The following is a 23,257-nucleotide window of genomic DNA, read 5'->3' as shown; positions in this document are numbered from 1 at the left end:
TTATGAAGAATAAGCCTGATTTGTAGAAGGATAGCAAAAAGGTACAAATAGTTCAAAAACTGAAAAACCCCAATTCGATTAAGAATTGGGGTTTTCTATGAATAAACCTTTAGTAAACTAAGATCTGATTACTCTTTTTTCTCCTCACGTGGAGGTCTTGGAACAAGTGCTTTTTTAGACACTTTTTCTTTTTTAGTTTTAGGGTCAACTCCTAAGTATTTCACTTGGAAAACATCTCCCATTTTAACTACGTCGGCAACATTTTCTGTACGCTCCCAAGCTAGTTCAGAAACGTGAAGTAAAACTTCGTTTCCTGGTGCAGCAGTATATTCTACAACAGCTCCAAAATCAAGCATTTTAATTACTTTAACTTCGTAAGCTTCTCCTAATACTGGTTTGAAAGTGATAGAAGCAATTTTTGCTAATACAGTTTCAATTCCAGCAGGATCTGTACCTAAAATCTCGATAACACCTTGTTCGTCAACTTCATTAATAACGATAGTTGTTCCAGTAGCTTTTTGTAATTCTTGAATTACTTTTCCACCAGGTCCAATTAAAGCTCCAATAAAGTTTCCAGGAATAGTTCTGGTAATGATTTTTGGCGCATGAGCTTTTACGTCAGCTCTTGGTGCAGCGATTGTTTCAGTTAATTTTCCTAAAATGTGTAAACGTCCATCACGAGCCTGAGCCAAAGCTTGCTCCATAATATCATAACGTAAACCATCAATTTTGATGTCCATTTGACAAGCTGTAATACCGTCAGCAGTTCCAGTTACTTTAAAGTCCATATCTCCTAAGTGATCTTCGTCTCCTAAGATATCAGACAATACAGCAAATTTCTCACCGTCAGTAATTAATCCCATAGCAATACCAGAAACTGGTTTTACCATTTGAACTCCAGCATCCATCAAAGCCATTGTTCCAGCACAAACTGTTGCCATAGAAGAAGAACCATTAGATTCTAAAACCTCAGAAACAACACGAATTGTATAAGGACAATCAGCAGGAATCATATTTTTTAAAGCTCTTTGAGCTAAGTTACCGTGACCAACTTCTCTTCTTGAAGTTCCTCTTAATGGTTTTGCTTCACCAGTTGAGAAAGGAGGGAAGTTATAGTGTAAGTAGAATTTCTCTTCACCTTGTTCAGATGGAGAATCGATTTGGTTTGCTTCTCTAGATGTTCCTAAAGTTACTGTAGCCAAAGCTTGAGTTTCTCCACGAGTAAACAAAGATGAACCGTGAACTCTTGGTAAATAATCAGTTTCACACCAGATTGGTCTGATGTCTGTAGTTTTTCTACCATCTAAACGTACACCTAATTCTAAAACTACATTACGAACAGCTTCTTTGTTTGTTTTGTAGAAATATTTAGAAACTAAATCACCATCAGCAGCTAATTCTTCTTCAGTAAATAAAGCTTTAACTTCTTCTTTTACTTCAGCAAATGCAGCGCCTCTTTCGTGTTTAGCCGAACCAACTTTTGCAATAGCATAGATTTTGTCGTATGCTGCAGCTTTTACTTTTGCGTAAATTTCTTCGTTTTCTCTCTCTCCTTCGTAAGTACGAATTTCTTTTTTACCAAAAGCTTCTTGTAAACGATATTGAGCTTGAATTTGAACTTTGATAGCTTCGTGAGCAAACTTAATAGCTTCGATCATTTCAGCTTCTGAGATTTCTTTCATCTCACCTTCAACCATTGCTACAGAATCCATAGAGGCTCCAATCATCATATCGATGTCAGATTTTTCTAATTCTTCTCTACTTGGGTTGATTACTAATTTCCCGTCGATACGTGCAACACGTACTTCAGAAATTAAGTTATAAAATGGAATGTCTGAAACTGCTAATGCCGCAGAAGCAGCTAAACCAGCTAATGCATCTGGCATAACTTCTTCGTCGTGAGACATTAATTGAATCATAACTTGTGTTTCAGCATGGTAATCGTCTGGGAAAAGCGGACGCAATACACGGTCAACTAATCTCATTGTCAATACTTCGCTGTCGCTTGGACGAGCTTCTCTTTTAAAGAAACCTCCTGGAAAACGACCTGCTGCTGCAAATTTTTCGCGGTAATCTACCGTTAACGGTAAAAAATCAACGCCTGGGTTTGATGTGCGAGCTGAAACTGCTGTTGCAAGAATCATAGTGTCGCCCATTCTTACTACTACAGAACCGTCAGCTTGTTTCGCTAAACGTCCTGTCTCGATTGTGATGCTTCTGCCATCACCTAAATCGATCTTTTCTACAAATAATTGTGGAATCATAAATTTTTTCCTTATTGATTATACAATGGGTTTTAGTTGTGTTGTAGTGTTGTTGTGTGTAGTTGTTGTTATCTAAAACCCAATGAAAAACCAAACTTTTTTTCTTGTAATATGCTTATTATAAATAGCTATAATGTAAAAACAAAAAGAGGCACTTTCGCACCTCTTTTCTATATTGATTATTTTCTGATATTCAATACTTTGATAATCTCACGATATCTGTTGATATCTTTCTTTTTCAAGTAGTCCAACAAAGCTCTTCTTTTACCTACTAATAGTACAAGAGAACGCTCAGTGTTGTAATCGTGACGATTTTTTTTCAAGTGTTCAGTTAAGTGAGAGATTCTGTAAGTGAACAATGCGATTTGACCTTCAGCTTTACCAGTGTTTTTTGCATCACCGTGTTGTGCGAAGATTTCTTCTTTCTTTTCTTTAGTTAAATACATTCCAATATTGTTTTAATGATTTTTATGTATGCCATACAACTTTTGTAAGACGGGTGCAAAATTAGATTAAAAAAACAGAAAAATCAAAAAAAAATAAAAGAATCTTAAAAAGGAATTCTATAAAATTCAATTTTAATGATTTGAAGGTGTTTTTTTAAATTAAGATTTTTAATTTTATTTTGTCATTATAGTTATTGGTAATTTATAAAGAGCTCTTACTGGAATACCTCTGTTCTTTCCCGGATTCCATTTTTGAGCTTCTTTAATCAATTGTATTGCACTTTCATCGATGCCATAACCAACGCCTTTTATTACTTTTGGTTCTACTAGATTACCTTCTTCATCTACTATAAATGTCATGTATATTTTTCCAGAAACTTTTCTGGCTTCAAAAGGAATGTGCATTGACTTCCCAATATAACTGTAGAATGAATTTATTCCATTCTTAGGACTTGGCTGAAGGTATTTAGTACTGTAGGAATGTTTTATGTTTAGAGAATCTGTGGTAATGCCAGAAACTAATTTTCCATTCTTATACATTTCAATGAAACTTGATTTTCTCCTAAAATCACTTCCTTTCCATGTGCCTTCTGGTTCGCCGTCTTTAATTTGCCCAGCTTCTTCACTGTTTTTGCTTTTATAGGAGTAATATCCATTTCCATCTGTTATAATTTGTTCTTTTTCAGGATTCCAAAAATTATTTAGTTTGCCCTCAACGTTGCCTTTTTCATCTTCTGGATAGTAAACTTCAGATTTTATATTTCCATTTTCGTACCAGTTATATTCTTTTCCTGATTTCTTTGAATTGACATAGTTGACAGTGTATTTTTTATTTCCATTTTCATAGTAAGAGACAGCTTGCCCCTCAATTTTGATAATATCTCTGTCTGTAGTAGTGGCAATAAATTTTATCTTTCCAGATTTATAATAATCTTTATAGATATAAGACTTTTTATCTGAGTAGTATTCTTCAATAAGTCTCGTGTATTTATAATTTTCCGGAGTAGTCGGAACCCACATAGAATCTAAATAAATTAACTTATTAGCAGTTACAGCGTTTTGTGAAAATGCCTGAACAAAAATTAAAATAAAAAATAAAAGCCGTAAAATTTGTTTCATATAGGTTTTGGAAATAAAATTAAAGCAAAGTAATATTTTTAATACAAAAAGTCAAGATTGGTGTATTATAAAAATAAAAAGTCTTTTTTTCTTTGCTGTTGACTAATGTATTATTTTAATTTGACAACTTTTTTCCCTGATTGTTTCTCGCCTAATGAAGAATAAGAAGTTTTAATATTGTTTTCATCAACACGTACTCCAGAAATTAAAATCCCTTTGTCATAGTTGTCAGTAAAAGAAGTGTTTTTAGCTAAATCATTTCCCTGCCAGATGCCTTGTTTTAAACCGTTTTTAATTTCTCCTTTTTGAGTTATAGGTCCATCGGTTTCTTGATAATCCCCATTTCCGTCTGTTACAGTTTGCGTTTTGTCTTCGCTCCAAGAGTTAATAATCAAAGTTTGTGATTTCTTTGTTTTTGGATCCCATAGATTCTGTTTTTCGCACTTTTTATTCTGGTTTTCGTACCAATTGATTTCTTTTCCGTTTTTGTGATCCTCAGAATAATTGACAACGGTTTCTTTTGCTCCGTTTTTATAATAGTAAATAAATTCGCCATCTTTTTTTAAGACGTCGCGATCCAGAGTAGAACCAGTCATTTTCTTTCTTCCATTCTTATAAAAATCAGTTACAACATACCGAACACTTTTTTGCGAATAATTGGTAATTACTCTTGTGTAGGCAGAGTTTTCTAGTGTGCATTCGCGATTTAAGGAGTCTAAAAAGATTTTTTTAGAAACCATATTAATTTGTGCAGACAGATGAGCTGAAATTAGTGTAAGCAAAAAGAGAAGGAAGTTTCTTTTCATTCTGTGCTATTTTTTATCTTAAAAATAGTTCTTCTAGAATAATTTAGCAACTTCTTGATTTACAAATTCTAAAAATCTTTCGTCAGCTTCTGTAAAAGGATCAATAACGTGGCTGTCGATGTCGATTTGACCAATATTTACTCCGTTAACAAAAAGGGGTACTACGATTTCCGATTTTACGGTTAAACTGCAGGCGATGTAATTGTCTTGTGCTTTCACATCTGGAACAACAAAATTGGCATTACTTTCAGCAACTTGGCCGCAAATTCCTTTTCCAAAAGGAATAACAGTATGGTCTGTTTCTGCACCAACATAAGGTCCTAAATGTAAAGTTTTAGCCTCGTGATTAGCAAAATAAAATCCAACCCAGTTGTAATACTCCACGTTTTCGTTTAAAAGTTGGCATATTGCTAATAATTTTCCGTCTCTATCTGTTTCAGTGCCAGTAACAATTGCACTTATTTTTGGTTGTAATTCTTGAAATGTCATAATGTAAAAATTTATACAAAAGTATTTAAAGCTGAACTCAAAAAATACATAAATTTGAAAAAAAAATCTCTTGAAAAAATATTTAGTCCAGTTTAAGCCATTCTTAATTTTTGTAAGCGTCTTTTTTCTTACCTATATTGTCCTTACACTGCTGTATAAGTTTTATTTAAATGGCTATCAAGCCGAGGAACTTGATGGTGCGACAATGATAGCCGGGCAAAATGCAGAACAATTGCTAAAGCTTTTTAATTATGATATCATAATTCAGAAAAGTTCACAAAATCCGTGGCAGGAGATTATTTTAAGTGGCAAATTCATAGCGCGTATAACAGAGGGGTGTAATGCTGTTAGCGTAATGATACTTTTTGTGTCGTTTGTAGCTGCTTTTTCGAGAAGTTTAAAAAAAACAGTACTGTTTATACTTTTTGGACTTATATCTATATACCTATTAAATGTTCTAAGAATTGCGATTTTGATTATCCTTGTATATAATTTTCCTCAATATACCCGATTTTTACATGGTACTTTCTTTCCTTTAGTGATTTACGGATATGTTTTTATTTTATGGGTTTTCTGGATTAATAGATTTTCAAAATATGCTAAATAATTTAAAAGAGAATAAATTTAAAATCTTTACAGCAATTATTGTGGTAATAGGTTTTGCTTTGATTAGGTCATTTGAAAGAAATTTGTTTTATGATCCTTTTCTGAGATACTTTGAAGCCGATTTCCATTCGAGTCCTTATCCTGAAGTGACAACTTTAAAACTTTTCGGGTCGCTTTTTCTTCGTTATTTTCTAAACTCTGCTTTGTCACTTTTACTGATTTATGTCTTATTTCAAGATCGTGATATTTTTAAGTTTAGCTCATTTGTTTATGCCTCCTTTTTGGTTGTGCTATTGAGTTTATTTTATATAATACTTAATTTTTTTCCGGATGGCAGTTGGCTTCTTTTTTATGTGAGAAGATTTATAGTTCAACCAATTTTGGTGTTATTGTTTATTCCTGGATTTTACTATCAGCTTCAGAAATCTAAAAAATAACAATTCATTTAGTTTTTTATCAACAGTTTTTGAATAGCTTTGCAGTATGAATTTGAAAAAGTGTACAGGTCTGTTTTTGGCGTTCCTTTTATTGGTTTCCAATATTGGGTTTGCTTTTGATGTGCACTATTGTGGCGGAGAAATTGCTTCGGTTTCATTAAAGACTACTGCAGAACCTGTTGTTGAAAAGAAATGCTGCGGTTCTAAAGAGAAAAAGAACTCTTGTTGTAAAGACAAAGTTGTTCATTTCGAAAAGAAATCAGATGATGCAACAATCAAATTCTTCTTTTTTCAATTTGCTTTCCCAGCAGTTGTACAAGATTACAAACCTCTTGTCTTTTTAGAAATTCCAAATTTTAAAAAGAAAGAAGTTCTTTCGTATTATGCTGACGCGAATGCGCCCCCTTTATTTAAATTATACCATCAGTATATTTTCTATTCCTGATTTTAATGTTAAGATGCACTACAAGTCTTGATTAAGACTTCGTATTTACATTTTAATTGCTTTCGCTTTGGGCAGAATGCAATAATGTAATTCTATTTCAACATTAAAATCATTTTTTATGCAAAAAAATATAATGCTTTTTGTGGCGTTTTTGCTTTCTGTATCTGTGTTTTCACAAGAAGATCTAGAAGAGGTAAAAATCACTAAAAAGCAAAAAGGAATTAAAAAATCCTATACCTTAACAGCCAATACTTCTGTAATTACTAGTAAAGAACTGCTTAAAGCGGCTTGTTGTAATTTGGCAGAAAGCTTTGAAACCAATCCATCAATCGATGTCAATTTTTCTGATGCTTTAACAGGAACTAAGCAAATTAAAATGCTTGGATTGACGAGTCCTTATTTAATGATTACAGAAGAGAATATTCCTTCTGTTCGAGGAGCTTCTCAAGCTTACGGATTGTCATTTACTCCTGGAACTTGGATCGAAAGTGTTCAGATTACCAAAGGAGCGGGAAGTGTTATAAATGGATACGAAAGTATTTCAGGTCAAATTAATACGGAGCTTTTAAAACCTTTAAACGATATTCCGTTTTTCTTGAATGCTTATGGTTCAACCGATTCTCGTTTTGAATTAAATACTCATTTCAATAAAAAATTATCAGATAAATGGGCAACAAGTCTGTTTGTTCATGGAAATGCGCGCGTAGCTAAAAACGACATGAATAATGATGGCTTTTTAGATAATCCGTTAGGAAAACAAATCAATGTTTTAAACCGTTACCAATATTACGATCCGGAAAGCGGATTGGTTAGTTTTATCAATTTCAGGTATATGAATGATAAAAAACAAACAGGAGAAGTTGATTTTGATAAAGATCGCGATCGAGGTACGACTAACCATTGGGGATCTGAAATTAATACAGAACGTTTTGATGTTTCAACAAAAATCGGATATGTGTTTAAAGATATGCCTTATCAAAGTATCGGTTTTCAAAATGCTTTTAATAGTCATAAACAGGATTCTTATTATGGTTTAAATCAATACGATATCAAACAAAATAGTTTTTATTCTAATTTGATTTTCAATTCGATCATCAATAACACCATGCACAAGTTTACTACTGGTCTGAATTTTACTTACGATCAATATCAGGAGTTTGTCAACTTAATAGATGTGGGCAGAATTGATAATTCTGTTGGCGCTTTCTTTGAGTATACTTACGATAATGCAGACAATTTCAGTTTGATTTTAGGAGGAAGAGTAGATAACCATAATCGATTAGGTTTTTTTGTTACTCCAAGATTGCACATGAGATATAATCCTTGGAAAAATGGAGTAGTTCGTTTTTCTGCGGGAAGAGGGAAACGTTCTGCCAATATTTTTGCCGAGAATCAGCAGCTTTTTGCCAGTTCAAGAACTTTTTCGATTTTAGATTCTAGTGGAAAAGTTTACGGTTTAAATCCAGAGATTGCTTGGAATTATGGTGTAAGTTTCTCGCAGAAATTCCGTCTTTTCAATAAAAATGCCGATGCAGGTTTTGATTTTTACCGCACCGATTTCCAAAATCAAGCTGTTGTAGATGTGATGCAAAGCCCGCAACAAGTTTTGTTTTATGATTTGAAAGGAAGTTCTTTTGCAAACAGCCTTCAAGTAGAGTTTAATTATGAATTGATTCATAACTTAAATTTGAGAACAGCTTACAAATATTACGACATTCAAACCGATTATTTAAGAGGAACATTCCAGCGTCCGCTTCAAGCTAAACATCGTTTCTTAGGAAATTTAGAATACGAAACAACAATGAATGATGATAAACAATGGAGGTTTGACTTTACGTATAATTGGTCAGGAAAACAGCAATTGCCTTATACGGCAACAAATCCTGTAGAAGATCAATTTCCTGATTTTTCACCAGCTTATGGCGTGATGAATGCTCAGGTAACTCGTGTTTTTTCATCGGTTTTTGAGGTATATGTAGGAGGGGAGAATATTGGAAATTATAAACAGCAAAAAGCAATTTTAGGAGCAAACGATCCTTTTGGACCTAATTTTGATGCATCGATCGCATACGCTCCAATTTTTGGACAGATGTATTATGCGGGGTTAAGATTTAAAATTAAATAGCAATAACAAAAATCAATTTCAATAACAATAAAAATAAATACAATGAATAAGATAGTTTTAATCGCGATGATGGTTTTTTTAGGTTTGTCCGCTCAGGCTCAAACGAAGAAAAATAAGAACTTAAAATATGCAACAGAAGTAAATGGTAACTGCGAACAATGCAAGAAACGAATTGAAAAAGCGGCTTATGGAGTTCCGGGTGTAAAAAGTGCAAGTTGGGATGTAAGCTCTCATCAGCTTTCGGTTATTTTAAATGAAGAAAAATGTTCTCCTTCAGATTTAAACAAGGCGATTGCAAAGGCAGGTCATGATACTAAGGAAGTTAAAGCGACAACTGAAGATTATGATAACTTGCATAGCTGTTGCAAGTATGTAAGAGAATAATGTGAAGTAAAGCCCAGACAAATAGTTTGGGCTTTTTTTAATAGTTAATTTATGTTTAAAATACCGTATTTTATTGTGGTTAAGCTAAATTATTGTTACTTTCACGAACTTATAAGATAACCAATTCCCCTTTTATGAATAATTTTGAATGGACCCAGTTACTAAACCCTGAATTTTATATTACTTTAAGCGTTGGCGGTTTTCAGATTGGGTTATTTATTGTTCTGTTTATCGTTTTCGCCGAAACAGGACTTTTTGCAGGTTTTTTTCTGCCTGGAGATAGTTTGCTTTTTTTGGCAGGTATTTACAGCCGTGATCTAGTTGAGAATGTTGCCTCTATTCCAAATGATTTTATAAATGTCTTTCTGCTTGCCACAGCAGTTGCTGTAATGGGTGTTTTGGGTAATATGACAGGTTATTGGTTTGGCGCAAAAAGCGGTTATTATTTATTCAAAAAAGAAGATACATTCTGGTTTAAGAAGAAATATCTGTTGCAGTCAAAAGATTTCTTTGAAAAATATGGTGGAAAAGCAATTATTTACGCACGTTTCCTTCCAATTTTCAGAACGTTTGCTCCAATTGTTGCGGGTATTGTATCGATGGATAAAAAGAAGTTTATGTTTTACAATATCTTGAGTTCTTTCCTTTGGTCGTTTATTTTAATTTTCGCAGGACATTATCTATATGGTATTTTCTTGAAGCAAGGCATAGATTTAAAGAAACACATTGAATACATTATTATAATTATAGTTATAATCTCAACGTTCCCTGTTCTAGTTAAACTATTTAAAAAGACACCAAAGGAACAAATATAATCTTAAGGTAAATAAAAAAATCCGAAGCTTAAACTTCGGATTTTTTTATGCTTTGTTTTTAAAGTTATTGTTGACGTTTCCATTGTATGATATATATCTTACTTAGAAAATAAAATCGAAGCTAATAGAGTAAATGTAAAATCAAAAAAAGCTGTAATTAGTTTTTAAAACGTAATTACAGCTTTTAGGTTAAATTATTCTAGTTGTATAAAAGTAATTTCTAATTGGAATTTGGCATTTAAAAATTGAATATTTTAAACATTTACCATTCATTCACTTTATTTGCATCCATTTTAAGAAAAATAAACAGCAAAATGGTAAATCCCCAGAGTCCAGAGCCTCCGTATGAAAAGAACGGCAGAGGAACACCAATTGTAGGGAAAATTCCAATTACCATCGCGATATTTACAAAGAAGTGTATAAATAGAATTGCGGCGACGCAATAACCATAGACTCGGCTAAACTTTGTCTTCTGTCTTTCTGCCAAATAAATTACTCTAAGCAATAAACTAACGAAAAGTAAAATAACGACAAAAGAACCTGCAAATCCCCATTCTTCACCAACAGTTGTAAAAATATAATCGGTGTGTTGCTCAGGAACAAATCCTCCTTTGGTTTGTGTTCCTTCTAGGAAACCTTTTCCGATCCATCCACCAGAACCAATTGCAATTTCAGACTGATTGGTATTGTATCCAATCCCTTTCATATCTACAGTTTTACCAAGTAAAATATTGAAACGGTCTCTGTGATGCTGTTTAAAAACATTATCAAAAACATAATCTACAGAGAAAACAAATCCTGAGATTAAAACTAATAAGATACCGCTTAAAATAATATTTCGATCTACTGCTCTGCCTTTAAAATGTATGATCGCCAAAACGACAAAAGCCATTGCGATAACGGCGTATGGTTCTAAAACCAAAGTAAGAACAAAGAGTATAATTGTTATAAATGCTGTCCAAACATACCAAGAAGGTAGGCCTTCTCGATACAGAACAAGAATAAAAGCACTATAAATTAAAGCGCTTCCAGGATCTGGCTGTGGTAGAATAAGTATTACAGGTAATAGCATTATGGCCAAAGCCTGAATTTGTCTATTCGTTTCTTTTAAGTTGATCTGTGTGTCGCTTAAATATTTAGCCAAAGCCAATGATGTCGCGGCTTTTGCAAACTCAGAAGGCTGCAAAGTAAAGCTTCCGATGGCATACCAGCATCGCTGTCCAGCAATTGTTTTTCCGAAGAGAAACAATCCAGCAAGAGATAATAAAGAAACTCCAAATATGATACTGGCATATTTTTCATAGAATTTACCATCAACAAAAAGCACAACAAATATCAAAGGAATTGTACAGCAAATAAAAATCAGCTGTTTTTGATAAGTACCATCTGTTGATAATAAGGAAGACGAGTAAATATTAAGCCAACCTAAAGTTACCAGCGCAATGTAGATAAAGACACTTATCCAATCAATATTATTTTTTACACTTTGATTTTTCATTTGAAATAATCTTTCTTAGTTTTTCTTAGTTGTGTCTACCGCTGTTTTTTTAACTTCAGTTTTTGGTGCCGTTGTAACTGGTGCTTTTGGCTTTGCAATTTTAGCTTGTAAAACAGAATCTTTAGGAACAGATTCAATTTTAAGAGCCTCACTTATTCCTCCCAATTTAGCATATTCTGAAAGTAAGCTTTTATTCAGTACTCTTATTTCTAGATCGGTTCTTGTAATTTTCTTTCTTAGATATTTTTCAATCATTAAACTCGCTATTGGACCCGCAACTGTTGCTCCAAAACCTCCATTTTCAATCATAACCGCAATAGCAATTTTTGGATTGTCTTTTGGTGCAAAAGCAACAAATATAGAGTGGTCTTTAAGCTGTGTTCTTTTGCCGTTTATTTTGGCAAAGTTCTCGGCAGTACCTGTTTTTCCGCAAATATCGATTCCTTCTACTCTTAAGCTGTAAGCGGTACCTTTGTTGTAAACATCAAACAGTCCGCTGATAACTGGCGGGAAATATTTTTGATCAATCGTAGTCACGTGTTTCGTGGTGAACTTTTCGTCTATTTTCTCTCCTTCAATTTTTTTAATGATATGAGGAGTGTAGTAATACCCCTGATTTGCTACAGTAGCCATCATGTTGGCTAGCTGAATAGGCGTCATTAAAACCTCTCCCTGACCAATTGCATTCGATACAATAGTTGAGCTTCTCCATCCTCCATTAGGGTAAATTCTTTTGTAGGTTTTAGAAGTTGGGATATTTCCTCGTTTTCCAATAGGTAAATCATATCCCATAAATTGTCCTAAACCAAAACTTTTTATGTGACCGCTCCAGACATCAACTGCTTGGCCAGGATCTTTATACTTATTGATTGTAAGCATATAGGCTTGTCCAAAATAAGTGTTGCAAGAATTGTAAATTCCGTTATGCAATTGATGTGGACCAAAACCGTGACACTTCATGAATCGGCCTCCACCATAACTAAATCCGTGATGACACATAAAAGTAGTCTGCTCATTTACTACACCTTCTTGAAGCGCAACTAAACCAGTTAGGATTTTAAATGGAGAACCTGGAGGGTACTCTGCTAAAAGCCCTCTGTCGTATAATGGTTTTGAAATAGAATCGTTATATAAAAGTGTATAGTTTTTAGATCTTTGGCGGCCTACCAAAATACCTGGATCGTAGGAAGGAGCAGTAACCAACGCTAGAATTTCTCCAGATTTAGGCTCAAGGGCAACAATTCCTCCTCGCTTATTGATCATCAATTCCTCGCCATATTTTTGAAGTTCAGCATCAATAGTTAAATTAATATCTTCTCCAGCTACGGCGATGGTGTCGTATTTTCCTTCTTTATAGGCGCCAATTTCTCGGTTGTATTTGTCTTTTTGAATGTATTTTACACCTTTTATTCCGCGTAAAATTTCTTCATAACTTTGTTCTACACCTTGTTTTCCAATTAAATCTCCACTATTGTAGTAAGGATTTTTTTCAATCTGTTTTTCGTTAACCTGTGTAATAAAACCAAAAATATTTGCACCATAATCTACTTCATAATCACGAAGTGATCTTTTTTGGAAATAAAAACCATCATATTTTCTGATTTTTTCCTGAAAAGCAGCAAATTCATTTTTGTTTAGCTGCGATAAGAAAACAGAAGGAAGTCTAGGGCTATATACTTTTGCCTTTTCGACGCGTTTATGATATTCTTCTTCAGTAATATTTAGAAGAGCGCAAAATTCGGCAATATTTAAATCTTTTTTTACATCTCTCGGAATAACCATGATGTCATAAGAAGCCTGATTCGCAACAAGAAGTTTTCCGTTACGATCATAAATATAACCTCTTTCAGGATAGTCATATACTTTTTTTATCGCATTATTTTCCGATTTCAATTTAAAAGAATCATCAATAATTTGCAGGTAAAAAATCCTAATCACTAGCAAAGACGCTGCAATAATAATTATAGTGGGCAGCAAGACTTTTCTCATCGTTTATTGGGCTTAATAAGATAAATTATTATTATTGAGGTGATTATAGTAAAGATCGAACTAAATAAGGTTCGGAGCAAAATGTCCCAGATGAATTTGAATTGAAATGCTTCTAAGACAAATAATACAATATGATGCATTAAAACCGAAACCAGTATAAATGAAAATCGTTCTGGTGTTAAAGATTCATTTAGTTTAATAGTTTGATATTCATAACTCAGACCAAAAGAAAATTTAAAAATATAGGGTCTATAATACGCTAATATAACACATGCAGTGGCATGTATACCTCCAGAATTACAGAACATATCCATTGTAAGTCCAAGTAAAAAACTAGAAATTATTAATCCTGCTTTATTGCTGTTTACAGGGTATAGAATGATATACAAGATATACGGAAAAGGACTTATATATCCTAAGAAATTCATATTGTTGAAAATAACAATCTGAACTGCCAGTAACATAATAAATCGAAAAATATTGACTAACAGAGCGCTATTCATTTTTTTCTTTGTTTTTGTTTTCTAAGTTAATAAGTTCTTCTCTGTCTTTACTTTTGATGACATATACATGACCCAAGTTTGTCATATCGTTAAATAGTTTAACTTTTATAACATAAAAGCTTGTGTTCTCTTTTTTGTATATAACGTCTACAGTTCCGATATTAATTCCTTCAGGGAAAATTACAGATTGTCCTCCGGTAACAATGGTGTCACCTTTTCTAATTGATGCTAATCTTGGCACATCCTCTAGCTGAACAAATCCTGTGCTTTTACCGTCCCAAGTTAAAGAACCAAAGTGGTTAGATTTTTTGATTTTGGCATTAATATGCGACTTCATGTTCAAAATGCTCACTACTGTAGAATAGTTTGCAGAAGTATTGTCTACTACTCCAATAATACCTAAACTGTTTATAACTCCCATATCTGGTTTAACTCCTTCTTTGCTTCCGGAGTTTAAAGTGATATAGTTTTCGTGTGTGTTGTATGTATTATGAATTACTTTTGATACCACGATATCTGCAGGTTTTACACCTTTAATGCTATCTGGCAATGGTGCTTTGGTAGTGTCTTCTTTATTGAACAAAAGACTTTTTAACCTTGCATTCTCTAATACAAGTTCATCATTTTCGGCTCTTAAATTCAAATATTCGTTTACACGATTAATTCTTTCATAAACACCTCCGCTTAAAAAATTAGCTGAACTGATTACTCTGCTTCTGTGGTAGGAATGCGATTGAATTGTGAGCGTCAACGAAATACCTAAAAGCAGCAAAAACAGCAATCGATTACTGTTTCTTATAATGAAATTAAATATTTGCTGCATTTCTTGTCTGGTTATTTTGTTTCAGGATATGCTTAAAGGTTTCAGTTTTTACAAGGGTCAAATATTAAAAATCTGACCCTTATAAAAGTAAATTGATTGTTATTTTGAATCTTATTTGATTAAGATACTTTTAAATTTAGCGATGTTTTTAAGAGCCATTCCTGTTCCTCGTACAACTGCTCTTAAAGGATCTTCGGCAATATAAACCGGTAAGTCTGTTTTTTGAGAAATACGTTTGTCAAGACCTCTTAACATTGATCCACCACCAGCTAAATAGATACCAGTGTTGTAGATATCTGCTGCTAATTCTGGCGGAGTCTGAGATAATGTTTCCATTACCGCATCTTCAATACGCTGAATAGATTTGTCTAATGCTTTTGCAATTTCACGGTAAGAAACATCTACTTGTTTTGGTTTACCAGTAAGTAAATCTCTACCTTGAACTGACATATCTTCTGGCGGACCATCTAAATCTTCAATAGCCGCTCCAATTTGAATTTTAATTTTTTCTGCAGTACTTTCTCCTACAAAAAGGTTGTGCTGTGTACGCATGTAATAAACGATGTCGTTTGTGAAAACGTCACCTGCAATTTTTACAGATTTGTCACAAACAATTCCGCCTAAAGCGATAACAGCAATTTCTGTTGTACCACCTCCGATATCTACAATCATGTTACCTTTTGGTTGCATAATGTCTATACCAATACCAATTGCCGCTGCCATTGGCTCATGAATCAAGTAAACTTCTTTTCCGTTTACTCTCTCACAAGATTCCTTCACCGCTCTCATCTCCACTTCAGTAATACCAGAAGGAATACATACAACCATACGTAAAGCTGGAGTAAACATTCTTTTTTTCAATGCAGGAATACTTTTAATGAACATATTGATCATTTTTTCCGAAGCATCAAAATCAGCGATTACACCATCTTTCAAAGGCCTTATAGTTTTGATGTTTTCATGTGTTTTACCTTGCATCATATTGGCTTCCTTACCAACAGCAATGATTTTGCCTGATACTCTATCACGTGCAACGATAGATGGACTATCAATGACAACTTTATCATTATGAATGATTAAAGTGTTTGCGGTTCCAAGGTCTATCGCAATATCCTCGGTCATGAAATCAAAAAATCCCATAAGTTTTTTAGGGGTTTAAAATGTTATAAATTATTTATCGAACAAAGTTAAACAAATTAATGTTTAAAATGACGAGTTCCTGTAAATACCATTGCAAGATTATTTTCATTGCAATAATTTATACTTAATTCGTCTTTAATTGAACCTCCTGGCTGAATTACAGCAGTTATTCCTGCTTTTTTGGCTAATTCTACACAATCCGGAAATGGGAAAAATGCATCACTTGCCATCGAAGCTCCATTTAAATCAAATCCAAAAGCTTTTGCTTTGTCAACAGCTTGAATTAAAGCGTCAACTCTTGAAGTCTGACCTGTACCTGATGAAATCAATGTTCCGTTCTTAGCAAATACAATAGTGTTTGATTTTGTATTCTTGCAGATTTTAGAAGCAAAGATCAAATCTTCGATCTCTTGAGCAGTAGGTTCTGTAATTGTAACGGTTTTTAAATGCTCTTTATTATCCGTAATATTATTTCTGTCCTGAATTAACAAACCATTAAGACAAGTTCTTACTTGACGAGCTGGTAATTCAACTTCATTTTGAACTAATATAATTCTGTTTTTCTTCTCTTGTAAAACTGTAACTGCCTCATCATCATATGCAGGAGCGATTACAACCTCGCAGAATAATTTGTTGATTTCCTGTGCAGTTTCTAAATCAATTTTTGTGTTAGAAATTAACACTCCTCCAAAAGCAGAAGTAGGATCACAAGCTAAAGCCGCTAAATAAGCTTCACTGATTGTTTTTCTTGAAGCCAATCCGCAAGCATTGTTGTGTTTTAAAATGGCGAACGTTGGTCCGTCAGTTTTAAATTCAGCAATTAAATTTACTGCAGCATCAACATCAAGTAAATTATTGTATGATAATTCTTTTCCGTGAAGTTTGTTGAACATAGCATCAAAATCTCCAAAGAAGAATCCTTTTTGGTGAGGGTTTTCACCGTATCTTAAAACTTGACCATTTGCAATGCTTTCTTTGTAAATAGTCTCGTCTGTATTGAAATAATTAAAAATAGCTCCATCGTAGTGAGAGGAAACGTGGAATGCTTTAGTAGCCAACAATCTTCTGTTTTCCAAAGTTGTTGCTCCATCTTGCTCGGTAATCAAATCTAGAAGCAAGCTGTATTCGTTAACAGAAGCTACAATTACAGTGTCTTTAAAGTTTTTTGCACCTGCACGAATTAATGAAATACCACCAATATCAATTTTCTCAATAATATCTTGTTCGCTAGCTCCAGAAGCAACTGTTTTTTCAAAAGGATATAAGTCAACAATTACTAAATCGATTTGAGGAATATCAAATTCCTTCATTTGCTGAACGTCGCTTTCATTATCTTGACGATTCAAGATTCCGCCAAAAATCTTTGGGTGTAAAGTTTTTACTCTTCCGCCAAGAATTTCAGGGAAAGAAGTGATATCTTCAACAGGAACCACTGGAATACCAAGGTTTTTGATAAAATCTTCAGTTCCTCCAGTTGAATAAAGTGTTACATTTTGTTCGTGTAATTTTCTAACAATTGGTTCTAATCCATCTTTAGAAAAAACAGAAATTAATGCCGATTGTATTTTTTTTGTTGTGCTCATTGTGTAGTTATGATTTTGAGACTGCAAAAGTAGTTTTTTTATATATTATATTAAAGAAAATTAGTGTAACAAAATGCTAAAAAAATCTACTGATGAGTAAGTTAACTTTTATTAGGTTTTTGAATTTAAATTATTGAATTTTACTTTATTGAAATATACAAAAATATGATCGTTTATCTAAGATTATTAAAAGAAAGTCTAAGCTTTGCCATCAATGCTTTGCGAAATAATAAATTACGCACATTATTGTCGCTTTTAGGTGTAACGATCGGTATTTTTTCAATCATTGCCGTTTTGGCTGCTGTTGACTCTTTAGATAAAAAAATCTCTAAAGATCTGAGTAGCTTAGATAAAAATACAATTTATTTAATGAAATACTGCTTTGGGCCGTCTGAAATTCCGCAATGGAAGAGAGAACAGTTTCCAAATGTAAAATATGACGAATATATTGGTTTAAAAAATTCAATGAATAATACCGATCAAGTAGCATATCAGCTTTTTGTAAATAGGGAAAGTTTAAAATATGATTCTAAAACAGTCAGCGATGTAAATATTATTCCGGCATCAAACGAAATGGTCGATATTGACGGATTGAGTTTTGACAAAGGAAGATTTTATAATGAATCTGAATCAAATTCAGGAACTCCCGTTATTGTTCTTGGATATGATATAGCCGAAGGACTTTTTGGTTCTAGTGATCCAATTGGGAAAAATATTCGCTTATATGGACAGCGATTTACTGTAATTGGTGTAATGGCAAAACAAGGAGCTGGATTTTTTGGAGACAGCAATGATACTTCGGTTTATCTTCCGGCTAATTTTCTAAGAAGAATGTATGGAGATAGCGATTCTATGACGCCAGTAATAGTTTTAAAACCAGAAAAAGGCGTAGACATGGAGGCGTATAAAGCAGAAATTGCCCAAAAATTGCGAGCAATTCGTGGAATGAAAGCGGGAGAAATGGATAATTTCTTTATTAATGTGCTTTCTGGTTTTACCGATTTCATTGACGGAATTTTAGGTCAGATGAATTTTGTGGGGTGGATCATTAGTGGGTTTTCTCTTTTAGTTGGCGGGTTCGGAATTGCGAATATTATGTTTGTTTCGGTTAAAGAAAGAACCAATCTTATCGGAATTCAGAAATCATTGGGAGCGAAGAACAAATTTATCTTATTTCAATTTTTGTTTGAAGCCGTTATTCTTTCTGTTATTGGCGGAATTATAGGTCTGCTGATGGTTTGGGGAATTGCTGTAATCTTAACAAAAGCCCTCGATTTTGAATTTGTCTTAAGTTTAGGAAATATTCTTTTAGGAACTAGTTTAGCGGCTCTTATTGGTTTGATTTCTGGAATTCTTCCTGCTATTTCGGCGGCAAATTTAGATCCTGTAGAAGCCATTCGAACAGGAATGTAAAATATTGTTTTTATGTTATTTAATTGTAAATTTTGTTGAGTGGGAATAAATAGATACATTTGATAGGCAACAAATTAAAACACAAGATAAATGAGCTTTAATCTTAAATCTGTTGATACTGTTGAGTCGATTTCTAGGGAAGATTTTAAAAAGAATTACCTAGATAAAAGAAAACCTTTAATCATAAAGGGGCTTACAAAAGATTGGCCGGCAAGAGAAAAATGGTCAACAGAGTATTTCAAGCAGATTGCTGGAGATATAGAGGTTAAACTTGTAGATAATTCAAAGGCAGATCCAAAAAAAGTAATCAATGCTTCGATTGCGAGTATGAAATTTGGAGAATATCTGGATTTGATAAAACGTGAACCCACACAATTGCGTATTTTTTTCTTCAATCTTTTCAAGCACAGACCCGAATTAATTGATGATGTAAAAGTTCCTAAAGAATTAATGGGAGGTTTTATAGAAAGTATGCCTGCGATGTTTTTTGGCGGTTCAAAGGCAATTACTTTTTTGCATTATGATATCGATTTGCCACATCTTTTTCACACTCATTTCGGTGGAAGGAAGCATATTATCTTATTTGATAATAAATGGAAGAAAAGATTGTATTGTCTTCCAAATACGACTTATGCATTAGAAGATTATGATGTTGCTAATCCCGATTTTGAAAAATTTCCAGCTCTAAAAGGAGTAGAGGGTTATGAAGTTTTTTTAGAACATGGTGATACGTTATTCATGCCAACAGGAATGTGGCACTGGATGCGTTACATTGATGGTTCTTTTTCGCTGACACTTCGTGCATGGGATCAATCTGTTTCTCGTAAAATAGCCAGTGTTTGGAGCTTGTTTATGCATGGAGCAGTAGATAGCGGTATAAAAGTGATATTTAGAGAACGTTATGCTGTTTGGCGCGAAAAGCGGGCGTTTGTAATTGCTGAAAAACAATTAAAAAAGGATTTGAAAAAAGCAGGGTAAATTTTAGGTTTTACTTTTAATAAACTTAACTTGTTTTGGGATTTCTGGGAATTTGATTCTTTTTTGATCCCATTTAATATTTTTAGAATCATAGTAACTATTGTCTTTTTTGTATTTCAAGACAGTATCCTCTTCTTGTGTCGTTCTTCTGATAATGATAAAATCCCGATCTCTTTTGAAGAAGTTTAAAGATTTATTTAAATCAAAAAACATTTTAGAATTTAAAGTATCAGATTGGGATGCAATAAAAGTTTGATTTCGAAAATCATCTCTATAGTTCAATTTTATAAAATCATAAATATTTTTATTTGAGATTTCAATTATTTCTAAAGGTTGTAAATTTGTAAAATAAGGGATTGTGTCTGCTGTGGGTGTACCACAAACAGATGCTATTCCTTTTCTTTGGAAATAATAAGCGGTAGAATCTGAGTTTATGATGAAAGTATTAGTTCCATAAAATAGCCAGCCAGGAATAGGTGGTGGTGGAGGAATTGTGTCTTTGCCACGAACTACTTCTTTATTATTCTGAGAAATTATATATGGAATGTTTTCTTCTTGATTGTCTTTTTTACTACAATTCAAAAAGAGAAAACAAATCATAAAACCAATAAAAATTCTTGCCATAAAGAATAAGATTTAAAATAAAGATATAAAAAAATCTCAAGAAGCAATTTCTTGAGATTTTGTATTGAATTTGTATGTTTTTAGAAAGATTATTTCTCTTTCATTAATTTTTCCAAATATTCGTTTTTTTCTTTTTCTGCCAAAACCAAACGTTCGTAAAGTTCAACTACTTTATCTAACGGATTAAATGTGCAATGAGTTGGATTGAACATTCCATTTATTCCAGTACTTGTGCTGTTATCGTAAAAATTATTAAAATAATTTATCATATTTTCTTCAGTAAAGTTTTTAATTGCTTCAACAGTTACTCCAAGCGCTTTTGCTACTTCTGCAAGTTTTGCATCATCTATGGTTTCACTGTTCTCCATAGCGGAAATCGACTGTTGATTTGTACCCAAAGCCTGCGCAAGAGCTTCCTGCTTCATATCTTTAAGTTCACGAATACGACTGATTTTTCGTCCTATATGGTTTTGTTTTGTTGCTGTGCTCATAATTCAAAGATATTTATATTACTTTAGAAAAAATAGATTTCTGTAAAAAACAGGTTTGCATTAGTATGATACGCTATTGTCATTTATGCAAAAACAAAAATACAATTTTTCAGACAAGTTATTAATTGTACTTATAAAACTTATATGGTTTAAAAACAAAAAATCCCAAGAAGCAATTTCTTGGGATTTTCTATTTTAAGTAGTTTTAAAACTATCTAATATCATTATTTTGAATCAAATCGATATATAAGTTAATCTTATCTTTTAATTCTTTTCTTGGCGTGATAAAGTCTAAGAAACCGTGCTCTAATAAGAACTCAGCAGTTTGGAAACCTTCAGGTAAATCTTTTCCTGTAGTGTCACGTACAACTCGCGGACCAGCAAAACCAATCAAAGCGCCTGGCTCAGAGATGTTGATATCTCCTAACATCGCGTATGATGCTGTTGTTCCTCCAGTTGTTGGATCTGTACAAAGAGAAATATAAGGTAATTTAGCTTCAGCTAATTGAGCTAGTTTTACAGAAGTTTTTGCTAATTGCATTAAAGAATAAGCAGCTTCCATCATACGAGCTCCACCAGATTTAGAAATCATTACAAAAGGAAGTTTGTTTTTAATAGCGTGATCAATACCTCTTGCGATTTTTTCACCTACTACAGCCCCCATAGATCCACCGATGAATGCAAAATCCATACAGCAAATTACAAGTTCTCTTCCTTTAGATTTTCCTACTCCCGTACGAACAGCGTCTTTTAAGTGAGTTTTTTCCATTACATCTTTTAAACGCTCTGCATATTTTTTTGTATCCACAAAATGCAAAGGATCTTTAGAAGTCATGTTTTTATCTAACTCAACAAATTCGTTGTTGTCGAATAAAATTTCAAAATAGGTTGCGCTTCCAATTCGAACATGAAAATCATCTTCAGGGCTCACGAATAAATTTCTCGCTAATTCGTCAGCATCAATAATTTTTCCAGTAGGAGATTTGTACCACAATCCTTTCGGAACGTCCATCTTATCTTCTGTCGCGGTCGTAATCCCTTTTTCTTGTCTTTTAAACCAAGCCATTTTTTTAATTTTAGAATGTAGATTTTAGATTTTAGATTTTTAATCTGATTCAGAAATTAGATTTCAGGCTTTTAGAAGTCTGAAATCTAAAATCAGAAATCTAAAATTTAAAGCGTGTTTACGTTATTTAAATCTGCAAAAGCTTGTTCCAATCTTGCGTTGAATGTTACTTCGCTCTCACGAACCCATCTTCTTGGGTCGTAATATTTTTTGTTTGGAGCATCAGCACCTTCTGGGTTACCAATTTGTGATTTCAAATAGTCAAGGTTTTTAACCATATAATCACGGATTCCTTCAGTGTATGCAAACTGTAAATCTGTATCAATGTTCATTTTGATAACTCCGTAGCTAATTCCTTCTCTGATTTCTTCAAGTGTAGAACCTGAACCTCCGTGGAATACGAAATCAACTGGATTGTGTCCTGTGTTGAATTTGTTTTGTACGAAATCTTGAGAATTTTTTAAGATTTTTGGAGTTAATTTTACGTTTCCTGGTTTGTAAACACCGTGAACGTTTCCGAAAGCAGCAGCAATTGTAAATTTAGGGCTTACTTTAGATAATTCTTCGTAAGCGTAAGCTACTTCTTCTGGTTGAGTATATAATTTTGAGCTGTCAACATCAGAGTTATCAACACCATCTTCTTCACCACCTGTAATACCAAGTTCGATTTCCAATGTCATACCCATTTTGCTCATTCTAGCTAAATATTCTTTACAGATCTCGATATTTTCTTCGATTGGCTCCTCAGACAAATCGATCATATGAGAACTGAATAATGGTTTTCCTGTTTCTGCAAAGTGTTTTTCAGAAGCATCTAATAAACCATCGATCCAAGGTAAAAGTTTTTTTGCACAGTGGTCAGTGTGTAAGATTACAGTTGCACCGTAAGCTTCTGCCAAAGTATGAATATGTTTTGCTCCCGCGATTCCTCCTGCGATTGCTGCTTTTTCACCTGCATTTGATAATCCTTTTCCAGCGTTGAATTGTGCTCCTCCGTTAGAAAATTGAATGATAACTGGCGCGTTTAGTTTTGCTGCAGTTTCAAGAACTCCGTTAATTGTGCTTGATCCAGTAACGTTTACTGCTGGAAGAGCAAAACCCTTCTCTTTAGCATAATTAAAGATCTCTTGTACTTGATCTCCTGTAGCTACTCCTGGTTTAATGTTATGTGCCATTGTAATTTTTTTTATAGTTGTTTTTAGTTTTTAGGTTG

General features: G+C 33.3%; 23 protein-coding genes. 8 read left to right on the top strand and 15 right to left on the bottom strand.

Features of this window, described 5'->3' with window-relative positions; all coding sequences use genetic code 11:
* Positions 1–128 precede the first annotated feature (128 nt).
* The 5 genes from AC3Y25_RS01125 to AC3Y25_RS01105 all read right to left on the bottom strand — a co-directional run bounded on the left by AC3Y25_RS01125 (position 129) and on the right by AC3Y25_RS01105 (position 5,124).
* Positions 129–2,264: a polyribonucleotide nucleotidyltransferase gene (locus AC3Y25_RS01125; protein ID WP_250834293.1), complete on the bottom strand. Its 2,136-nt coding sequence runs from the start codon at positions 2,262–2,264 to the stop codon at positions 129–131.
* A 179-nt stretch (positions 2,265–2,443) separates the two neighbouring features.
* On the bottom strand, positions 2,444–2,710 hold the full coding sequence (gene rpsO, locus AC3Y25_RS01120) for a 30S ribosomal protein S15 (protein WP_012023524.1): 267 nt from the start codon (positions 2,708–2,710) through the stop codon (positions 2,444–2,446).
* Between the two features lie 174 nt (positions 2,711–2,884).
* Positions 2,885–3,829, bottom strand: a complete 945-nt coding sequence (locus tag AC3Y25_RS01115; protein ID WP_379794709.1) for an energy transducer TonB — start codon at positions 3,827–3,829, stop codon at positions 2,885–2,887.
* 110 nt (positions 3,830–3,939) lie between these two features.
* Positions 3,940–4,635 carry a toxin-antitoxin system YwqK family antitoxin gene (locus tag AC3Y25_RS01110; RefSeq protein WP_489901456.1) on the bottom strand — a complete coding sequence of 232 codons (696 nt, stop codon included), beginning with the start codon at positions 4,633–4,635 and terminating at the stop codon, positions 3,940–3,942.
* Between the two features lie 33 nt (positions 4,636–4,668).
* On the bottom strand, positions 4,669–5,124 hold the full coding sequence (locus tag AC3Y25_RS01105; RefSeq protein WP_250834291.1) for a GAF domain-containing protein: 456 nt from the start codon (positions 5,122–5,124) through the stop codon (positions 4,669–4,671).
* A gap of 70 nt (positions 5,125–5,194) precedes the next feature.
* Between AC3Y25_RS01105 and xrtF the strand changes: the two genes are divergently transcribed.
* The 6 genes from xrtF to AC3Y25_RS01075 all read left to right on the top strand — a co-directional run bounded on the left by xrtF (position 5,195) and on the right by AC3Y25_RS01075 (position 9,936).
* On the top strand, positions 5,195–5,731 hold the full coding sequence (gene xrtF / locus AC3Y25_RS01100; protein WP_489901455.1) for an exosortase family protein XrtF: 537 nt from the start codon (positions 5,195–5,197) through the stop codon (positions 5,729–5,731).
* Entirely contained in the window at positions 5,721–6,167 is a 447-nt protein-coding gene (locus AC3Y25_RS01095) for an exosortase F system-associated membrane protein (protein WP_489901454.1), read from the top strand. The genes xrtF and AC3Y25_RS01095 overlap by 11 nt, the downstream gene beginning before the upstream one ends.
* A gap of 46 nt (positions 6,168–6,213) precedes the next feature.
* Positions 6,214–6,612, top strand: a complete 399-nt coding sequence (locus AC3Y25_RS01090) for an HYC_CC_PP family protein (RefSeq protein ID WP_489901453.1) — start codon at positions 6,214–6,216, stop codon at positions 6,610–6,612.
* 118 nt (positions 6,613–6,730) lie between these two features.
* Positions 6,731–8,737, top strand: a complete 2,007-nt coding sequence (locus tag AC3Y25_RS01085; RefSeq protein ID WP_489901452.1) for a TonB-dependent receptor plug domain-containing protein — start codon at positions 6,731–6,733, stop codon at positions 8,735–8,737.
* A gap of 42 nt (positions 8,738–8,779) precedes the next feature.
* Positions 8,780–9,121, top strand: coding sequence for a heavy-metal-associated domain-containing protein (locus tag AC3Y25_RS01080; protein WP_489901451.1), 342 nt, complete (start codon positions 8,780–8,782; stop codon positions 9,119–9,121).
* 134 nt (positions 9,122–9,255) lie between these two features.
* The gene (locus AC3Y25_RS01075; protein ID WP_489901450.1) at positions 9,256–9,936 is read left to right on the top strand and encodes a DedA family protein; all 681 of its coding nucleotides are present in this window, start codon (positions 9,256–9,258) and stop codon (positions 9,934–9,936) included.
* A gap of 262 nt (positions 9,937–10,198) precedes the next feature.
* On the opposite strand, the gene rodA is transcribed toward AC3Y25_RS01075, so the two are convergent.
* The 6 genes from rodA to purH form a co-directional block, all read right to left on the bottom strand.
* Positions 10,199–11,434: a rod shape-determining protein RodA gene (gene rodA / locus AC3Y25_RS01070; RefSeq protein ID WP_095928105.1), complete on the bottom strand. Its 1,236-nt coding sequence runs from the start codon at positions 11,432–11,434 to the stop codon at positions 10,199–10,201.
* A 15-nt stretch (positions 11,435–11,449) separates the two neighbouring features.
* On the bottom strand, positions 11,450–13,423 hold the full coding sequence (gene mrdA, locus AC3Y25_RS01065; RefSeq protein WP_489901449.1) for a penicillin-binding protein 2: 1,974 nt from the start codon (positions 13,421–13,423) through the stop codon (positions 11,450–11,452).
* Positions 13,420–13,926, bottom strand: coding sequence for a rod shape-determining protein MreD (locus AC3Y25_RS01060; protein WP_095928103.1), 507 nt, complete (start codon positions 13,924–13,926; stop codon positions 13,420–13,422). Before AC3Y25_RS01060 ends, mrdA begins: the two co-directional genes overlap by 4 nt.
* Complete coding sequence (mreC, locus tag AC3Y25_RS01055; RefSeq protein WP_095928102.1) at positions 13,919–14,749, bottom strand: rod shape-determining protein MreC; 831 nt, start codon at positions 14,747–14,749, stop codon at positions 13,919–13,921. The genes AC3Y25_RS01060 and mreC overlap by 8 nt, the downstream gene beginning before the upstream one ends.
* 111 nt (positions 14,750–14,860) lie before the next feature.
* Entirely contained in the window at positions 14,861–15,889 is a 1,029-nt protein-coding gene (locus AC3Y25_RS01050) for a rod shape-determining protein (RefSeq protein WP_008466528.1), read from the bottom strand.
* Positions 15,890–15,945: 56 nt separating this feature from the next.
* Positions 15,946–17,472 (bottom strand): bifunctional phosphoribosylaminoimidazolecarboxamide formyltransferase/IMP cyclohydrolase, encoded by a 1,527-nt coding sequence (gene purH, locus AC3Y25_RS01045; RefSeq protein WP_320493422.1) that lies wholly within the window; start codon positions 17,470–17,472, stop codon positions 15,946–15,948.
* A 165-nt stretch (positions 17,473–17,637) separates the two neighbouring features.
* Here purH and AC3Y25_RS01040 point away from each other — a divergent pair, with 165 nt between their 5' ends.
* Both AC3Y25_RS01040 and AC3Y25_RS01035 read left to right on the top strand, forming a co-directional pair.
* Entirely contained in the window at positions 17,638–18,885 is a 1,248-nt protein-coding gene (locus tag AC3Y25_RS01040; RefSeq protein WP_250834283.1) for an ABC transporter permease, read from the top strand.
* A 90-nt stretch (positions 18,886–18,975) separates the two neighbouring features.
* Positions 18,976–19,863: a cupin-like domain-containing protein gene (locus AC3Y25_RS01035; RefSeq protein WP_250834282.1), complete on the top strand. Its 888-nt coding sequence runs from the start codon at positions 18,976–18,978 to the stop codon at positions 19,861–19,863.
* Positions 19,864–19,866: 3 nt separating this feature from the next.
* Here the strand turns inward: AC3Y25_RS01035 and AC3Y25_RS01030 are convergent, their stop codons facing one another.
* From AC3Y25_RS01030 to fbaA, 4 genes are all read right to left on the bottom strand, one after another.
* Complete coding sequence (locus AC3Y25_RS01030; protein ID WP_489901448.1) at positions 19,867–20,487, bottom strand: hypothetical protein; 621 nt, start codon at positions 20,485–20,487, stop codon at positions 19,867–19,869.
* Positions 20,488–20,576: 89 nt separating this feature from the next.
* Complete coding sequence (locus AC3Y25_RS01025; RefSeq protein WP_379794683.1) at positions 20,577–20,978, bottom strand: helix-turn-helix domain-containing protein; 402 nt, start codon at positions 20,976–20,978, stop codon at positions 20,577–20,579.
* A 211-nt stretch (positions 20,979–21,189) separates the two neighbouring features.
* Positions 21,190–22,044, bottom strand: a complete 855-nt coding sequence (gene accD / locus AC3Y25_RS01020) for an acetyl-CoA carboxylase, carboxyltransferase subunit beta (protein ID WP_026728501.1) — start codon at positions 22,042–22,044, stop codon at positions 21,190–21,192.
* A gap of 107 nt (positions 22,045–22,151) precedes the next feature.
* Positions 22,152–23,219, bottom strand: coding sequence for a class II fructose-bisphosphate aldolase (gene fbaA / locus AC3Y25_RS01015; RefSeq protein ID WP_035645669.1), 1,068 nt, complete (start codon positions 23,217–23,219; stop codon positions 22,152–22,154).
* Between the last annotated feature and the right edge of the window lie 38 nt (positions 23,220–23,257).

Source organism: Flavobacterium sp. LK-23, assembly GCF_058135255.1.
The sequence above is the reverse complement of the archived record's forward strand: the minus strand, read 5'-3'. Positions and strand labels throughout refer to the sequence as shown.

Coding starts and splice junctions, on each gene's coding strand:
- AC3Y25_RS01125 (WP_250834293.1), bottom strand. CDS start 2,264: ATGATTCCACAATTATTTGTAGAAAAGATCGATTTAGGTGATGGCAGA.
- rpsO (WP_012023524.1), bottom strand. CDS start 2,710: ATGTATTTAACTAAAGAAAAGAAAGAAGAAATCTTCGCACAACACGGT.
- AC3Y25_RS01115 (WP_379794709.1), bottom strand. CDS start 3,829: ATGAAACAAATTTTACGGCTTTTATTTTTTATTTTAATTTTTGTTCAG.
- AC3Y25_RS01110 (WP_489901456.1), bottom strand. CDS start 4,635: ATGAAAAGAAACTTCCTTCTCTTTTTGCTTACACTAATTTCAGCTCAT.
- AC3Y25_RS01105 (WP_250834291.1), bottom strand. CDS start 5,124: ATGACATTTCAAGAATTACAACCAAAAATAAGTGCAATTGTTACTGGC.
- AC3Y25_RS01095 (WP_489901454.1), top strand. CDS start 5,721: ATGCTAAATAATTTAAAAGAGAATAAATTTAAAATCTTTACAGCAATT.
- AC3Y25_RS01090 (WP_489901453.1), top strand. CDS start 6,214: ATGAATTTGAAAAAGTGTACAGGTCTGTTTTTGGCGTTCCTTTTATTG.
- AC3Y25_RS01085 (WP_489901452.1), top strand. CDS start 6,731: ATGCAAAAAAATATAATGCTTTTTGTGGCGTTTTTGCTTTCTGTATCT.
- AC3Y25_RS01080 (WP_489901451.1), top strand. CDS start 8,780: ATGAATAAGATAGTTTTAATCGCGATGATGGTTTTTTTAGGTTTGTCC.
- AC3Y25_RS01075 (WP_489901450.1), top strand. CDS start 9,256: ATGAATAATTTTGAATGGACCCAGTTACTAAACCCTGAATTTTATATT.
- rodA (WP_095928105.1), bottom strand. CDS start 11,434: ATGAAAAATCAAAGTGTAAAAAATAATATTGATTGGATAAGTGTCTTT.
- mrdA (WP_489901449.1), bottom strand. CDS start 13,423: ATGAGAAAAGTCTTGCTGCCCACTATAATTATTATTGCAGCGTCTTTG.
- AC3Y25_RS01060 (WP_095928103.1), bottom strand. CDS start 13,926: ATGAATAGCGCTCTGTTAGTCAATATTTTTCGATTTATTATGTTACTG.
- mreC (WP_095928102.1), bottom strand. CDS start 14,749: ATGCAGCAAATATTTAATTTCATTATAAGAAACAGTAATCGATTGCTG.
- AC3Y25_RS01050 (WP_008466528.1), bottom strand. CDS start 15,889: ATGGGATTTTTTGATTTCATGACCGAGGATATTGCGATAGACCTTGGA.
- purH (WP_320493422.1), bottom strand. CDS start 17,472: ATGAGCACAACAAAAAAAATACAATCGGCATTAATTTCTGTTTTTTCT.
- AC3Y25_RS01040 (WP_250834283.1), top strand. CDS start 17,638: ATGATCGTTTATCTAAGATTATTAAAAGAAAGTCTAAGCTTTGCCATC.
- AC3Y25_RS01035 (WP_250834282.1), top strand. CDS start 18,976: ATGAGCTTTAATCTTAAATCTGTTGATACTGTTGAGTCGATTTCTAGG.
- AC3Y25_RS01030 (WP_489901448.1), bottom strand. CDS start 20,487: ATGGCAAGAATTTTTATTGGTTTTATGATTTGTTTTCTCTTTTTGAAT.
- AC3Y25_RS01025 (WP_379794683.1), bottom strand. CDS start 20,978: ATGAGCACAGCAACAAAACAAAACCATATAGGACGAAAAATCAGTCGT.
- accD (WP_026728501.1), bottom strand. CDS start 22,044: ATGGCTTGGTTTAAAAGACAAGAAAAAGGGATTACGACCGCGACAGAA.
- fbaA (WP_035645669.1), bottom strand. CDS start 23,219: ATGGCACATAACATTAAACCAGGAGTAGCTACAGGAGATCAAGTACAA.